At 59.4% G+C, this 14,650-nt stretch carries 16 protein-coding genes; 9 read left to right on the forward strand and 7 right to left on the reverse strand.

Annotation, left to right across the window (positions count from 1 at the left end; translation table 11 throughout):
- Positions 1–401: 401 nt before the first annotated feature.
- The gene (tyrS, locus tag M2400_RS00005) at positions 402–1,601 is read right to left on the reverse strand and encodes a tyrosine--tRNA ligase (protein ID WP_076962201.1); all 1,200 of its coding nucleotides are present in this window, start codon (positions 1,599–1,601) and stop codon (positions 402–404) included.
- A gap of 211 nt (positions 1,602–1,812) precedes the next feature.
- Here tyrS and M2400_RS00010 point away from each other — a divergent pair, with 211 nt between their 5' ends.
- Both M2400_RS00010 and M2400_RS00015 read left to right on the forward strand, forming a co-directional pair.
- Entirely contained in the window at positions 1,813–3,225 is a 1,413-nt protein-coding gene (locus tag M2400_RS00010) for a peptidoglycan DD-metalloendopeptidase family protein (RefSeq protein ID WP_177112627.1), read from the forward strand.
- Between the two features lie 3 nt (positions 3,226–3,228).
- Entirely contained in the window at positions 3,229–4,320 is a 1,092-nt protein-coding gene (locus M2400_RS00015; protein WP_177121899.1) for an anhydro-N-acetylmuramic acid kinase, read from the forward strand.
- Between the two features lie 66 nt (positions 4,321–4,386).
- On the opposite strand, the gene erpA is transcribed toward M2400_RS00015, so the two are convergent.
- Both erpA and argC read right to left on the reverse strand, forming a co-directional pair.
- The gene (erpA, locus tag M2400_RS00020) at positions 4,387–4,737 is read right to left on the reverse strand and encodes an iron-sulfur cluster insertion protein ErpA (protein WP_003176443.1); all 351 of its coding nucleotides are present in this window, start codon (positions 4,735–4,737) and stop codon (positions 4,387–4,389) included.
- Between the two features lie 162 nt (positions 4,738–4,899).
- On the reverse strand, positions 4,900–5,934 hold the full coding sequence (gene argC, locus M2400_RS00025) for an N-acetyl-gamma-glutamyl-phosphate reductase (protein ID WP_010206935.1): 1,035 nt from the start codon (positions 5,932–5,934) through the stop codon (positions 4,900–4,902).
- 136 nt (positions 5,935–6,070) lie between these two features.
- Here argC and hemJ point away from each other — a divergent pair, with 136 nt between their 5' ends.
- The 6 genes from hemJ to coq7 all read left to right on the forward strand — a co-directional run bounded on the left by hemJ (position 6,071) and on the right by coq7 (position 10,585).
- Positions 6,071–6,499, forward strand: a complete 429-nt coding sequence (gene hemJ, locus M2400_RS00030; RefSeq protein WP_177043271.1) for a protoporphyrinogen oxidase HemJ — start codon at positions 6,071–6,073, stop codon at positions 6,497–6,499.
- Between the two features lie 24 nt (positions 6,500–6,523).
- A complete protein-coding gene (locus M2400_RS00035) occupies positions 6,524–7,492 on the forward strand; it encodes a nitronate monooxygenase family protein (protein WP_177043270.1) in 969 nt (322 codons plus the stop codon).
- Between the two features lie 63 nt (positions 7,493–7,555).
- On the forward strand, positions 7,556–8,521 hold the full coding sequence (locus M2400_RS00040) for a DUF805 domain-containing protein (RefSeq protein WP_259198068.1): 966 nt from the start codon (positions 7,556–7,558) through the stop codon (positions 8,519–8,521).
- A gap of 62 nt (positions 8,522–8,583) precedes the next feature.
- Positions 8,584–9,372: an SDR family oxidoreductase gene (locus M2400_RS00045; RefSeq protein ID WP_177079319.1), complete on the forward strand. Its 789-nt coding sequence runs from the start codon at positions 8,584–8,586 to the stop codon at positions 9,370–9,372.
- Between the two features lie 46 nt (positions 9,373–9,418).
- Positions 9,419–9,757: a histidine triad nucleotide-binding protein gene (locus tag M2400_RS00050; protein WP_010167221.1), complete on the forward strand. Its 339-nt coding sequence runs from the start codon at positions 9,419–9,421 to the stop codon at positions 9,755–9,757.
- 180 nt (positions 9,758–9,937) lie between these two features.
- Entirely contained in the window at positions 9,938–10,585 is a 648-nt protein-coding gene (gene coq7 / locus M2400_RS00055) for a 2-polyprenyl-3-methyl-6-methoxy-1,4-benzoquinone monooxygenase (protein WP_177043267.1), read from the forward strand.
- A 165-nt stretch (positions 10,586–10,750) separates the two neighbouring features.
- Here coq7 and M2400_RS00060 read toward each other — a convergent pair whose 3' ends face one another.
- Positions 10,751–11,173, reverse strand: a complete 423-nt coding sequence (locus M2400_RS00060) for an OsmC family protein (protein ID WP_259198067.1) — start codon at positions 11,171–11,173, stop codon at positions 10,751–10,753.
- Between the two features lie 250 nt (positions 11,174–11,423).
- Here M2400_RS00060 and crp point away from each other — a divergent pair, with 250 nt between their 5' ends.
- Positions 11,424–12,068 carry a cAMP-activated global transcriptional regulator CRP gene (gene crp, locus M2400_RS00065; RefSeq protein ID WP_010167230.1) on the forward strand — a complete coding sequence of 215 codons (645 nt, stop codon included), beginning with the start codon at positions 11,424–11,426 and terminating at the stop codon, positions 12,066–12,068.
- On the opposite strand, the gene M2400_RS00070 is transcribed toward crp, so the two are convergent.
- The 3 genes from M2400_RS00070 to trpD are packed head-to-tail and all read right to left on the reverse strand — an operon-like array spanning position 12,065 to position 14,645.
- Positions 12,065–12,763, reverse strand: coding sequence for a lipoate--protein ligase family protein (locus M2400_RS00070; protein WP_177121897.1), 699 nt, complete (start codon positions 12,761–12,763; stop codon positions 12,065–12,067). The two genes, crp and M2400_RS00070, sit on opposite strands and share 4 nt — an antisense overlap.
- The gene (gene trpC / locus M2400_RS00075) at positions 12,763–13,599 is read right to left on the reverse strand and encodes an indole-3-glycerol phosphate synthase TrpC (RefSeq protein WP_177043264.1); all 837 of its coding nucleotides are present in this window, start codon (positions 13,597–13,599) and stop codon (positions 12,763–12,765) included. Before trpC ends, M2400_RS00070 begins: the two co-directional genes overlap by 1 nt.
- Positions 13,596–14,645 (reverse strand): anthranilate phosphoribosyltransferase, encoded by a 1,050-nt coding sequence (trpD, locus tag M2400_RS00080; RefSeq protein ID WP_017476335.1) that lies wholly within the window; start codon positions 14,643–14,645, stop codon positions 13,596–13,598. Before trpD ends, trpC begins: the two co-directional genes overlap by 4 nt.
- Between the last annotated feature and the right edge of the window lie 5 nt (positions 14,646–14,650).

Genomic DNA, 14,650 nt, shown 5'->3' on the forward strand with positions numbered 1-14,650 from the left:
TTAAAGAGCGGTTGGTTAAGATCTTTCGTCTCAACCGAGGCGCGCATTCTACAGCAGCCTCATTTGCTGTCAAGTGATTATTTTCAGAAGTTTTCGAGGAATTCCTCAACAACTTCAACCACTTGCGCTTCCGATCTCTCGTTAGCGGGAGGCGAATTCTACAGCGTTACACGCTGCTGTCAACACCTCTTTTTCTCCGCTTTCGACCGAGAAGATCGAATCGTTAACAGGGCCAAACTACACGACCTTATCAACTCCTTCTGGGCTTCGATGACCTGAAGCAACTCGCTGTCGAAACCTACATAACTCTTTGTTTACCAAGGAGTTTTCCGTTTCGACTGCGCCGGAAGTGGGGCGAATTATAGACAGATATAAAACGCCGTCAACAGTTAATTTCAGGTTTATTCGGATTTAAGCGTAATACGCGCAAATGCCTTCTTGCCGGCCTGGCAAACGTGGGTCGCGCCCAGTTCGTATATAAAGGTGCGATCGACAACCTCACCATCTATACGCACACCACCGGAACCCAGAAGGTCGCGCGCCACTGCCGAGTTCTTCACCAGGCCCGCCTTATTAAGGACAGCAGCGATTGGCATTGCCTCGCCAGCAGTCAATTCGATCTCAGGCAAATCATCCGGCAGCTCGCCATCCTTCATACGGTTACCCGCAGCACGATGAGCACTGGCAGCAGCCTCTTCGCCATGGAAACGCGCCACGATCTCTTCAGCGAGCTTGATCTTCACGTCCCGCGGATTCGCACCCGCCTCTACATCGGCACGCAATGCATTGATCTCATCCATCGAGCGGAAGCTCAACAGCTCGAAGTAACGCCACATCAGCGCATCAGGAATCGAGACGAGCTTGCCGTACATCACACCCGGCGCTTCCTGGATACCTACATAGTTACCCAGAGACTTGGACATCTTCTTGACGCCATCCAACCCCTCCAGCAACGGCATGGTCAGAATGCATTGAGCTTCTTGCCCATACGCACGCTGCAGCTCACGCCCCATCAGCAGGTTGAACTTCTGATCGGTACCGCCCAACTCGACATCGGCACGCAACGCCACCGAGTCATACCCCTGAACCAGCGGGTACAGGAACTCATGGATAGCGATCGGCTGATTGGTGGAGTAGCGCTTGTCGAAGTCATCGCGCTCAAGCATGCGAGCAACGGTGTACTGGGACGTCAGACGAATGAAGTCCGCGGGCCCCATCTGATCCATCCAGGTGGAGTTGAACGCCACCTCGGTCTTGGCCGGATCAAGAATCTTGAAGACCTGGGTCTTGTAGGTCTCGGCGTTATCGAGAACCTGCTCACGAGTCAGCGGCGGACGCGTCGCGCTCTTGCCGCTCGGGTCGCCGATCATCCCGGTGAAGTCACCTATAAGGAAGATCACCTGATGCCCCAGCTCCTGGAACTGACGCAGCTTATTAATAAGCACGGTATGCCCAAGGTGCAGATCCGGCGCCGTCGGATCAAAGCCAGCCTTAATACGCAGGGGCTGGCCACGCTTGAGCTTTTCGATCAGCTCAGCTTCAACCAACAGTTCTTCCGCACCACGTTTGATCAGCGCTAGCTGCTCTTCAACCGACTTCATAACAGACCCGCAAGGCTCAGATTCAAAAGGGAACCAACCATACAAGATCAGGGACTAATTACAAGTTTTGCCCTGCGCACGGACACCGTTCAGCAAGCCTAGCGTTCGCAAGCTTGCACCACAGATGATTTGGTTATATTTTATACAGTTATTTCATCTTCATCATGTCATTCATCTTTTCCAATTCATCTTTTCAAAGTCAAAATTACTTATGACCACAGAACCGTCTAAAGCGCCGCCGCTTTACCCGAAGACCCACCTGCTCGCCGCAAGTGGGATCGCCGCCCTTCTGAGCCTGGCACTCCTGGTATTCCCTTCCAGCGATGTAGAAGCCAAACGAACGACACTGAGCCTTGACCTTGAAAGTCCGGTTGAGCAACTGACACAAGATCAAGACGCTTCCGACGCACTACAAGCCACAAATGGCGCCGCAGAATCGCCGTTTGCCCAGATCGAAAACAGCGCCGAAGACACCCCAGAGACCGCACAGGCCACGCCGGCGGTAGAAGCACCGAAGAACCCGCTACACCGGGAAGTCATTGTTGCCAAAGGCGACACCCTGTCGACCCTGTTCGAAAAGGTCGGTCTTCCCGCCGCGACAGTTAACGATGTACTGGCAAGCGACAAGCAGGCCAAGCAGTTCACCCAGCTCAAGCACGGCCAGAAGCTTGAATTCGAGTTCACCCCCGACGGCCAGTTGAACAACCTGCACAGTAGCGTCAGCGACCTGGAAAGCATCACGCTGACCAAGGGCGCCAAGGGCTTTGCGTTCAATCGAGTCACGACCAAGCCAGTCATGCGCTCTGCGTATGTACACGGAGTGATCAACAGCTCTTTGTCGCAATCCGCCGCCCGCGCCGGTTTGTCCCACAGCATGACCATGGATATGGCCAGCGTGTTTGGCTACGACATCGACTTCGCCCAGGACATTCGCCAGGGTGACGAATTCGACGTGATCTACGAGCAGAAGGTCGCCAACGGAAAGGTCGTAGGCACTGGCAACATCCTTTCGGCGCGGTTCACCAACCGTGGCAAGACCTACACCGCAGTGCGCTACACCAACAAACAAGGCAACAGCAGCTACTACACCGCCGACGGCAACAGCATGCGCAAGGCTTTCATCCGTACTCCGGTTGACTTCGCCCGTATTAGCTCGCGTTTCTCGATGGGTCGCAAGCATCCAATTCTGAACAAAATTCGCGCACACAAAGGCGTCGACTACGCCGCGCCACGTGGTACGCCAATCAAGGCTGCCGGTGACGGCAAGGTATTGCTCGCCGGTCGCCGTGGTGGCTATGGCAACACCGTGATCATCCAACACGGCAACACGTACCGTACGCTGTATGGCCATATGCAAGGTTTTGCCAAAGGTGTGCAGACGGGCAGTAACGTCAAGCAAGGCCAGGTGATCGGCTACATCGGCACCACCGGCCTGTCTACCGGCCCGCACCTGCACTACGAGTTCCAGGTCAACGGCGTGCACGTCGACCCACTGGGCCAGAAGCTGCCAATGGCCGATCCAATCGCCAAGGCCGAGCGCGCACGCTTCCTGCAGCAGAGCCAGCCACTGATGGCCCGCATGGATCAGGAGCGCTCCACTCTCCTGGCCTCGGCGAAACGCTAAGCCATGTCGCTCTATATAGGTGTGATGTCCGGGACCAGCCTTGATGGCCTGGACATTGCGCTGATCGAGCAGGCGCCGGCGATCAAGCTGATCGCCACCCACTACATCCCCATGCCTGAATCCCTGCGTTCCGAGCTGCTTGGCCTTTGCGCCAGCGGCCCGGACGAGATTGCCCGTTCGGCAATCGCCCAGCATAACTGGGTGACACTCGCCGCCCAGGGTATTCATGCCCTGCTGGATCAGCAGAAACTCAAAGCCCAGGACATTCGTGCGATTGGCAGTCACGGGCAAACCATTCGCCACGAACCTGCACGGGGCTTTACCGTACAGATCGGCAACCCGGCGCTGCTCACCGAGTTGACCGGAATCACCGTCGTCAGTGACTTCCGCAGCCGCGATGTCGCCGCCGGCGGGCAAGGCGCTCCGCTGGTGCCCGCCTTTCATGAGGCATTGTTTGGCGAGCGTACGGGCAACCGCGCCGTGCTGAACGTCGGCGGCTTCAGTAATCTCAGCTTGATCGAGACTGGCAAACCGGTCGCCGGCTTTGACTGCGGCCCGGGGAATGTCCTGCTCGATGCCTGGATCCTGCAGCAACGCGGCGAGAACTTTGACCGCGATGGCCAGTGGGCAGCCGGCGGAAACGTTGAGCCACAGCTACTCCAGGCATTACTCGGCGACCCATTCTTCGTGACCAAAGGGCCAAAAAGCACTGGGCGCGAAGTCTTCAACCTGGGATGGCTGGAACATCACTTGGGCCGATTACCGTCATTCGCGGCCCAAGACGTGCAGGCCACGCTGCTTGAGCTCACCGCCCTGACCATCGTCGAATCCCTGAAAACCGCCCAACCACAGACCGAAACCCTGCTGGTCTGCGGCGGTGGCGCCCACAACGCAACCTTGATGAACCGCCTGAGCACCTTGCTGCCCGCCACTCAAGTGAGCAGCACCGCCACCTACGGCGTAGACCCGGACTGGGTCGAGGCCATGGCCTTCGCCTGGCTGGCCCATTGCTGCCTCGAAGGCATCGCCGCCAACCGCCCCAGCGTCACCGGCGCCCGCGGGCTTCGCGTACTCGGCGCGATCTACCCCGCCTGAACCCCACACAGCAAAACGCCGCTTGGCCCTATCAAGGCCAAGCGGCGTTTTCACATCCGCTGTCGATCAGATCGAGAACGAAGACCCGCAACCACACGTGGTGGTTGCATTCGGGTTCTTGATCACGAAGCGCGAACCTTCCAGACCTTCCTGATAATCCACCTCGGCTCCTGCCAGGTACTGGAAGCTCATCGGATCCACGACCAGGCTTACGCCCTCGCGCTCAACGATGGTGTCGTCATCGGCCACGTCTTCATCGAAGGTGAAACCGTACTGAAACCCTGAACAACCGCCGCCCGTAACAAATACGCGCAGCTTCAAGCGATCATTACCCTCTTCATCGACCAGGCTCTTCACCTTGTGCGCAGCACCGTGGGTGAATTGCAAAGCCGTGGGGGTGAAGGATTCAACGCTCATGCTGATAATCTCCCGGCGTAGCGCCGCCATATGCGTGATGGCAGGCATTATCCGCTTCTCCTAGAAAAGCGGTCAACTATTGTTACGGTATATCAATCTGCGCAGCGGCCATTAAAAACACGAAAGGCCCGATCAACGGGCCTTTGCGCAACAGCAGAAAACTTACGGCAGCATGCCCGCGTGGGACAGGCCCAGCTTCTCGTCCAGGCCAAACAGGATGTTCATGTTCTGCACCGCCTGGCCCGAAGCACCCTTCACCAGGTTATCGATCACCGACAACACCACCACCAGGTCACCATCCTGTGGGCGGTGCACTGCAATACGGCACACGTTGGCACCACGCACGCTGCGGGTTTCCGGGTGGCTGCCCGCCGGCATCACGTCGACGAACGGTTCATTGGCATAGCGCTTTTCAAACAGCGCCTGCAGATCCACCGAGCGATCGACGACCGTTGCATACAGCGTGGAGTGGATCCCGCGAATCATCGGCGTCAGGTGCGGCACAAACGTCAGGCCGACATCCTTACCCGCCGCGCGACGCAGCCCCTGGCGAATTTCCGGCAAGTGGCGATGGCCTTTGACTGCATAGGCTTTCATGCTTTCCGACGTCTCGGAGTACAGCGAACCTACCGCTGCACCCCGACCCGCACCACTGACACCCGACTTGCAGTCAGCAATCAGGCGCGATGCATCCGCCAACCCGGCCTCCAGCAATGGCAGGAAACCCAACTGCGTGGCGGTCGGATAGCAACCCGGCACGGCGATCAGACGTGCTTGCTTGATCTGCTCACGATTGACTTCCGGCAGGCCATACACCGCCTCTTCCAGCAACTCCGGCGCGCCGTGAGGCTGGCCGTACCACTTGGCCCACTCATCGGCGTCCTGCAGGCGGAAGTCTGCCGACAAGTCGATCACCTTGGTGCCAGCGGCCAGCAACTCGCCCGCCAGGGCGTGGGCCACACCGTGGGGCGTGGCGAAGAACACCACATCACACGCGCCCAGGGTCTTGATGTCCGGAACGCTGAACGCCAGGCCGTCATAGTGGCCTCGCAGGTTCGGGTACATGTCGGCCACAGCCAGGCCGGCCTCGGATCGGGAAGTGATCACCACCACCTCAGCTTGCGGATGCTGAGCCAACAAACGCAGCAATTCGACACCGGTGTAACCCGTGCCGCCGACGATACCGACCTTGACCATAAACCTGCCCTCAACGAACCCACTGGAAAGCCGTCGATAATAGGGTCCGTATCGTCCTGCGACAACCGTCAACGTGACGTGTAGACGCTTGAGCCACTACTATCTTCAGCTACCGTGAACCTGGGAATAACTAAAAATGCTTTATCTATGGGTCAAAGCCTTCCATATCATCAGCATCGTCTGCTGGTTTGCCGGGCTGTTCTACCTTCCGCGCCTGTTCGTCTACCACGCTCAAAGCGAGGACACCGTCAGCAAGGAACGCTTCAGCGTCATGGAGCGCAAGCTGTACCGCGGCATTATGGGCCCGGCAATGATTGCCAGCCTGGTGTTCGGTGGCTGGCTGATCTACCTCAACCCGGCCATCTTTCAATCCGGCGCCTGGATCCACGCCAAGTTGACCCTGGTAGTACTGCTGATCGGCTACCACCACATGTGCGGCGCACAGGTAAAACGTTTTGCCCGTGGCGAAAACACCCGCAGCCATGTCTTTTATCGCTGGTTCAATGAAGTGCCAGTTCTGATATTGCTGGCTATCGTAATTTTGGTCGTGGTCAAACCGTTCTAATTTCTATTACTCGGGGTACTTCCAATGTCGCTGCCCGCTTCGCTCGAACAAAATCTGCGCCTGCCTGTAGTGGCTGCGCCGATGTTTCTGATTTCCAACCCGCAACTGGTACTGGCCTGCTGCCGCAACGGGATCGTCGGGAGTTTCCCGGCGCTCAACCAGCGCGAAAGCAGCGGTTTCAAGGCGTGGCTGGAAGAGATCGAAGCGGGCCTGGCGCTGCTGGACAAGCCGGCGCCCTATGCGGTCAACCTGATCGTGCACAACAGCAACCCGCGTGTGGAAGCTGACCTGGCGATCTGCGTCGAACACAAGGTGCCGATCGTCATCACCAGCCTGGGCGCGGTGAAAGAATTGGTGGACGCCGTGCACAGCTACGGCGGCCTGGTATTCCACGACGTCACCACCCGGCGCCATGCCGAGAAAGCCGCTGAAGCCGGCGTCGACGGCCTGATCGCCGTCGCGGCGGGCGCCGGTGGCCACGCCGGTACCTGGAGCCCGTTTTCGCTGATTGCAGAGATTCGTCAGTTCTTCGACAAGACCCTGCTACTCGCCGGCTGCCTCAACCACGGCCACGAAATCCTCGCGGCACAACTACTCGGCGCCGACCTGGCCTATTTCGGCACCCGTTTTATCGGCACCACCGAAAGCCACGCCCCGGATGCTTATAAAGAGATGCTGCTCACATCGCGCGCCGCCGACATCGTGCACACTCCAGCCGTCTCCGGTGTGCCCGCAAGCTTCATGCGCCAGAGCCTGGAAAACGCCGGTTTCGACCTCGCTGCGCTGCAAGGCAAGGGCGAAGTCAATTTCGGCTCCAAGCTCAAGCCACTCAACGACGAGGCCAAAGCCTGGAAGACCGTATGGTCTGCCGGCCAGGGCGTCGGTGAGATAGATGATTTGCCCAGTGTCGATGAACTCGTGGCCCGCCTGGATGCCGAATACCGCAAGGCGCTCGAGCACGCGGCACAATTGCCTGAACGCTGGCCACGCTGACCCGCGATGTAAAGCCTGCTGATCGAAGCAGGCCTCCCCTATTTCAGTGACAAGGATGCCCGCATGAGCGACAACCGTTTCAAGATTGTGTTTGATGGCGCATTGCTCCCGGGCGTCGAGAGCACCACCGCCAAGCTGAACCTCGCCGAGCTGTTCAAAAGCGAAGTTGACGCGATCGAAAAACTCTTCACCGGCCGCCCTGTCGCCCTGAAACGCGACCTTTCCCGCGCCGATGCCGAAACCTACCTGCAAGCGCTGAAAAATGCCGGTGTCGACGCGCGCATAGAAGAAGAGCAGCCCGTCGCCTTCAGCCTTGCCGAAACCCACGAAACGGGCTCCGGCAGCTCGACCGATTACACAACCCCCGCCGCATCACCTTACGCCCCGCCCCGGGCCGCCGTAGGCGAGAACCTGCCGGAGTTTTCCACCCTTAACGTATTCACCGTCAACGGCCGTATCGGGCGCCTGCGCTTCCTGGCGTGGACACTGGTGTTGAGCGTGGTGATGCTGCTCGTCTCGGGCGCGTTCTTTACTGTCGGGCTGGGCATCGCCGCGGTGTCTCCGACGATTGCCATGGTCATTGGCTTTCTGGTCGGGATCGCCCTACTCGTGGCCGCCGTGTGGGTCAGCGTGCAGATCACCGTACAGCGCCTGCATGACCTGGGTTGGTCCGGCTGGCTGTGGTTCCTGCACCTGGTGCCGTTCGTAGGCAGCATCTTCCCGATTCTGCTGATGGTTCTCCCGGGCAATACCGGCGCCAACCAGTACGGCGCGCCACCGCCGCGCAACTCTACCGCGGTAAAAATCCTGTCCGCCCTGTGGCTGGCATTCATTCCGCTGATCTTTGCCGGCGCTGTGCTGGTGGGCATGAGCGGCTACCTGGATCAACTGGAAAGCGACGTAGGCGCCAGCTACGAAAGCAGCTCCATCAATTCCGATGACGACAGCGACCAGGCCACCGCCGTCGATGAAGTCGATGTGCAAAGTGCTGACGACACAGCCGAACCTGTAGACTCTACGCAACAGTGAAAAACGCCCGACGCCTGTGACGCCTCTGTCACAGGCCCGGTAGCGTTGCGATGGAGAAACGCATGACCCGTTACGCTCTGATCACCGGTGCCTCCAGCGGCATCGGCCTGGCCTTGGCCGAAGCACTGGCCCGTCGCGGCCGCAGCTTGATTCTGGTGGCCCGCCAGCGTGATCAGTTGGAAAGCATTGCAATCGAATTGACCCAACGCTTTGGCGTCGAGGTGCTGTTCCGCGCCTGCGACCTGGGCGAGCCCTTGCGCCTGTCCGGGTTCCTGCTGGAGCTTGAGGAGGGCGAACGGCAGATCGACCTGCTGGTCAACTGCGCCGGCATCGGCACCAGCGGCCCGTTCCTGGCACAGGACTGGATGACCGAGCAGGACCTGATGGAAGTCAACATCCTAGCCCTGACCCGCATGTGCCACGCTCTCGGCAATGCGATGGCCCTGCACGGCGGTGGGCAGATTCTCAACGTCGCATCGGTTGCTGCCTTCCAGCCGGGCCCCTGGATGAGCACCTACTACGCCAGCAAGGCCTACGTGCTGCACTTTTCCGAAGGCTTGCGCGAAGAACTCAAAACCTGTGGCATCAAGGTTTCCGTCCTCTGCCCCGGCCCGACCCGTACCGCGTTCTTCGGCACCGCACAAATGGACACCGCCAAACTGGACCGCAGCCAACAGCTGATGAGCCCGGAGGAAGTTGCGCTCTATACCGTGCGCGCCCTGGCCAAGAACAAAGCCATCATCATTCCCGGCCGGCGTAATCGCTGGCTGGCGTTCAGCCCGCGCTTCAGCCCGCGCTGGCTGACGCGCAAGATTGCCGGCGCCATCAACAAGGCCTATTGCCCGCGCTGACCCGCTGAGTACACTCACCTTGCACTTTCACAATGGAGAAACAGCTGTGGATACTCTGTTCACCAAGATCATCAACAGAGAAATACCCGCGAGAATCATCTACGAGGATGACCAGGTCCTGGCCTTCCACGACATCGCGCCAATGGCACCCGTGCATTTCCTGGTGATTCCGAAAAAGCCGATCCGTACCCTTAACGACCTCACCGAGGAAGACAAGGCGCTGGCCGGGCATATCCTGTTCACCGCCCAACGCCTGGCCGTTGAACAAGGCTGCGAAAAGGGCTTCCGTGTGGTGATGAACTGCAATGAAGATGGCGGGCAGACTGTTTATCACATCCATATGCATGTTCTGGGTCAGCGCCAGATGAACTGGCCGCCGGGCTGAGCACCATCTGTGGCGAGGGAGCTTGCTCCCGCTCGGTCGCGTAGCGGCCGCATAAAACCGGGAGCGCTGCGCACTCCAGCGGGAGCAAGCTCCCTCGCCACACAAGCAATTTGACCCAGCGCAAACGCTTCACCCTCTCTTGCGGTAAACTGGCCGCCGAGATTCTTCCCGGAGGTCAGCATGACTACCCAACGTCACTACTCGCCGATTGACCGTCTGTTGCTGCAAGCCGACACGGCCATGCGCACGCTGCTGCCATTCAGCGGCCAACCGCACCGCCCGTCGCCAGCCATCGTGCAGCCCGAAGCGCAAATGAGCGAGAGCGACACCCGCCACGTCGCCGGCCTGATGCGCATCAACCATACCGGCGAAGTCTGTGCTCAGGCGCTGTACCAGGGCCAGGCCCTGACCGCCAAGCTGCCGCAAGTGCGCGCCGCGATGGAACACGCCGCCGAAGAAGAAATTGACCATTTGGCCTGGTGCGAACAACGCATCCGCCAGTTGAACAGCCATCCCAGCGTGCTGAACCCGCTGTTCTACGGCCTGTCGTTTGGCATTGGGGCGGTGGCCGGGTTGATCAGCGACAAAGTCAGCCTGGGTTTTGTGGCCGCCACCGAGCATCAGGTGTGCAAACACCTCAACGAACACCTTGAGCAACTGCCGGCCGAGGACGAAAAATCCCGGGCGATTCTTGAGCAGATGCGCATAGATGAAGAGCATCACGCCGAAAGCGCGCTGGACGCCGGCGGCTTCCGCTTCCCGGCACCGGTGAAATTCGGCATGAGCCTGCTGGCCAAAGTCATGACCAAGAGCACTTACCGCATCTGAGGCCGGCCCTGTAGGAGCGAGCTTGCTCGCGAAAAAAGCAAGGGCACCGCATTCATTCAGGATGTCCGCGTTATCGTTAACGCCCATCGCGAGCAAGCTTGCTCCTACAAAAAACCAGAAAGGGCGCTTTTTAGCGCCCTTTCTTTTTGCCTGCTGATTGAGGAATCAGTCCAACTCAATGATCTCGTAGTCATGAGTAATGGCAACGCCCGCAGCGCCCAGCATGATCGAGGCCGAGCAGTACTTCTCGGCCGACAGCTCAATGGCACGCTTGACCTGGGCTTCTTTCAACGACCGGCCCTTGACCACGAAATGCATGTGGATCTTGGTAAACACCTTCGGGTCTTCGGTGGCACGCTCGGCTTCCAGGAACGCTTCGCAGCTTTCCACCGCCTGTCGGGACTTCTTCAAGATGCTGACCACGTCGAAATTGCTGCAACCGCCTACACCGAGCAGGAGCATTTCCATCGGGCGTACGCCCAGGTTGCGGCCACCGGCCTCCGGCGGGCCATCCATGACCACCACGTGGCCACTGCCCGACTCACCGAGGAACATGGCTTCGCCCGCCCATTGGATGCGTGCCTTCATCGCCCAGACTCCACTGCTAAAAAAGGGTCGCCAGCTTAGCACAGGGTTTTGGGGCGGCAGAGTTTCCCATGAAAGCGATCAACAGCAGGGTTTGCCGGGTAAATTCCCTAATGTAGTCAGAATGTGTCTGTTAAGCTGGCGCCAAATCAATGGCGCATTGCCATCCATTGGATGATGTAGCTTAGCCGTTGATCGCGCTGGATAAAAAAACAAGCTCAACAACACCGTGCAGTCTTTTCGGGATACAACCATGGTTGCTATTACTCCCACACCCAAAATCAAGAACCTCGACAAACTGCTGATGCATTGTCAGCGCCGGCGTCATCCGGCCAAGCACAACATCATCTGCGCGGGCGAGCGCTCGGAATCCCTGTTCTTCATTATCAAAGGCTCAGTCACCATCCTGATCGAGGATGACGATGGCCGCGAAATGATCATCGCCTACCTCAACACCGGTGATTTCTTCGGTGAACTCGGACTTTTCGAACAAGCCGGCAAGGAACAGCAGCGCAGTGCCTGGGTGCGGGCCAAGGTCGAATGCGAAGTCGCCGAGATCAGCTATGCGAAGTTTCGCGAATTGGCCCAGCAGGATCCCGACATTCTGTATGCCCTGAGCGGGCAGATCGCCCAGCGCCTGCGCGACACCACGCGCAAGGTCGGCGACCTGGCGTTCTTTGACGTCACCGGCAGGGTCGCCCGCTGCCTGTTGGAACTGTGCAAGCAACCGGACGCCATGACCCATCCCGACGGGATGCAGATCAAGATCACCCGCCAGGAAATCGGCCGGATCGTGGGTTGCTCAAGGGAAATGGTAGGCCGGGTGCTCAAGGACCTGGAAGAACGCAACCTGGTCCATGTCAAAGGCAAGACCATGGTGGTGTACGGCACTCGCTAAACCGGCAGGAAGCTCGCCAGCATCTGCCGGTACAACGCATCGAGCCGGGCAATCGCGTCAGGCGCAGCGAAGGCTTCGTGCAAGGCAATGTGGCTTTCGGCGCGCACCCGCTGTTCCAGGCCACACGCTTCATTGAAGCGATTGACCGCAGCGATCAGCTCGACGCGATCGTCATCCAGCAGTAACGCACCGTGCACCAATCCCACCGGGCGCCCGCCACTTTGGCGCCAGCGTTGGGCGGTACCGACCATTTTGCGGCCATCGAGGTTGACGTTATAGCGACCGTCGCAAAACGCACCGTCAATCTCGCCCACCGAGGCATTGCCACCCAACTCGATCAGCAGGTCGCAAATCGGTTGGCACAAACGCTGGTAACCGGTTTCGATGCGACCTTGGTCACCTTCACTGCGCGGCGGCGCATAGACCAGCGCGATGTTGACCGTGGCCGCCGATTGCGGAACCGGCTCGCCGCCGGTTTCCCGCAACAGCACCGGCCAACCGGCGTCGGCCGACACCTGGCTGGCCGTCTCGAATGCCGGAAGCCGGCTCAGGCGACGGGGCATCACCAAAGCCTGATCATTCGGTTGCCAGAACAATAGGCCGAACGGCTGCTCACCCGCGCAGACCGCGGCGAGCAAATCCTGCTCGGCCTTAAGGCCGGCCTCGACCGTCATCGCCACCGGCTGGGTCATCATCAATCCAGGGTCGAGCCGCTGACGGCGACGCCACGTTCCGGGAAGAACAGGCGCTGCAGTTCAGCCCCCGGGTTCTCGGCGCGCATGAAGGTTTCGCCCACCAGGAACGAATACACGCCGCTGATTTCCATCAGCTCCACATCCGCACGATTGACGATGCCGCTTTCGGTAATCACCAACCGGTCACGCGGGATACGCGGCAACAGGTCCAGGGTATTTTCCAGGCTGACTTCAAAGGTGTGCAGGTTGCGGTTGTTGACGCCCACCAACGGTGTGTCGAGGGTTTTCAGCGCGCGCTCCAGCTCATCACCGTCATGCACTTCAACCAGCACGTCGAGGCCGACGCTTTTGGCCACGGCAGCCAGTTCGGCCATCTTCACGTCATCCAGTGCGGAGACGATCAGCAGCACGCAATCGGCGCCCAGCGCACGGGCTTCGATGATCTGGTACGGGTCAACCATGAAGTCCTTGCGGATCACCGGCAGCGAGCACGCCGCGCGGGCTTGCTGCAGGTACAGGTCGGAACCCTGGAAATAGTCGATATCGGTCAGCACCGAAAGGCATGTGGCGCCGCCCTTCTCATAGCTCTTGGCAATGTCTTCAGGGACGAATATCTCGCGAATCACGCCCTTGCTCGGCGAAGCTTTTTTGATTTCAGCGATGACGGCCGGCTGCTTGTCCTTGGCCTGCTTGATCAGCGCATTGGCAAAACCGCGGGGCGCATCAGCGCTTTTCGCCAGGCCTTCCAGCTCGGCCAGGCTGACACGGGCACGGCGCTCGGCGACTTCCTCTGCCTTGCGGGCGAGGATTTTTTCCAGAACGGTCGGAACACTCATCCTTCATTCTCCACTTTGAACACCGCAGTAAACGCACCCAGTTCTTCGAGCTTTTCACGCGCCAGCCCGGTGTGCAACGCATCATGAGCGAGGGCGACGCCCTCTTTAAGACTGTAGGCGTGATCTGCGGCATACAGCGCCGCACCGGCGTTGAGCACAATCATTTCTGCGGCTTTCTGGCCGTTTTCAGTCTTGCGACGCCCCAGGGCATCGCGAATCAATTCAAGGGAGGCCGCCGGGCTTTCCACCGCCAGGCCGTGCAGGCTCTGGCTTTTCATGCCGAGGTCTTCAGGCTCGACCCAATACTCGGTGACCTGGTCGTCCTTCAGCTCCGCCACGAAGGTCGGTGCTGCCAGGCTGAATTCGTCCAGGCCGTCCTTGGAATGCACCACCAGCACGTGCTTGCTGCCCAGGCGCTGCAACACTTCGGCCAATGGCCGGCACAACGCCTGGCTGAACACGCCCACCACCTGATGCTTCACGCCGGCCGGATTCGTAAGCGGGCCGAGCATGTTGAACAGGGTGCGCAAGCCCAGATCTTTACGTGGGCCGGCGGCGTGTTTCATAGCCCCGTGATGGGACTGGGCAAACATAAAGCCGATACCGACGTTATCAATGCAACGCGCCACTTGTACCGGGGTCAGGTTCAGGTAGATGCCTGCTGCTTCCAGCAAGTCGGCGCTGCCGCTTTTACCCGACACCGCACGGTTACCGTGCTTGGCCACAGTGCAGCCGGCAGCTGCCACCACGAAGGAAGAAGCCGTCGACACGTTGAAGATATTCGCACCGTCGCCGCCGGTGCCGACCACGTCGACCACACCGTCGAGGGTCTTGAGCTCGACCTTGTCGGCCAGCTCGCGCATCACCGACACGGCGCCGACGATTTCGTCGATGCTCTCACTCTTCATGCGCATTGCCATCATGAACGCGCCAATCTGTGCGTCGGTGCATTGACCGGTCATGATCTCGCGCATCACATCGCTCATTTCAGCGGTGCTCAGGTCCAGATGGCCGACGATACGGCTCAGGGCAGTCTTGATATCCATGAAAA

This window comes from Pseudomonas sp. BIGb0558 (assembly GCF_024807515.1).
Classification (GTDB): Bacteria; Pseudomonadota; Gammaproteobacteria; order Pseudomonadales; family Pseudomonadaceae; genus Aquipseudomonas; species Aquipseudomonas yamanorum_A.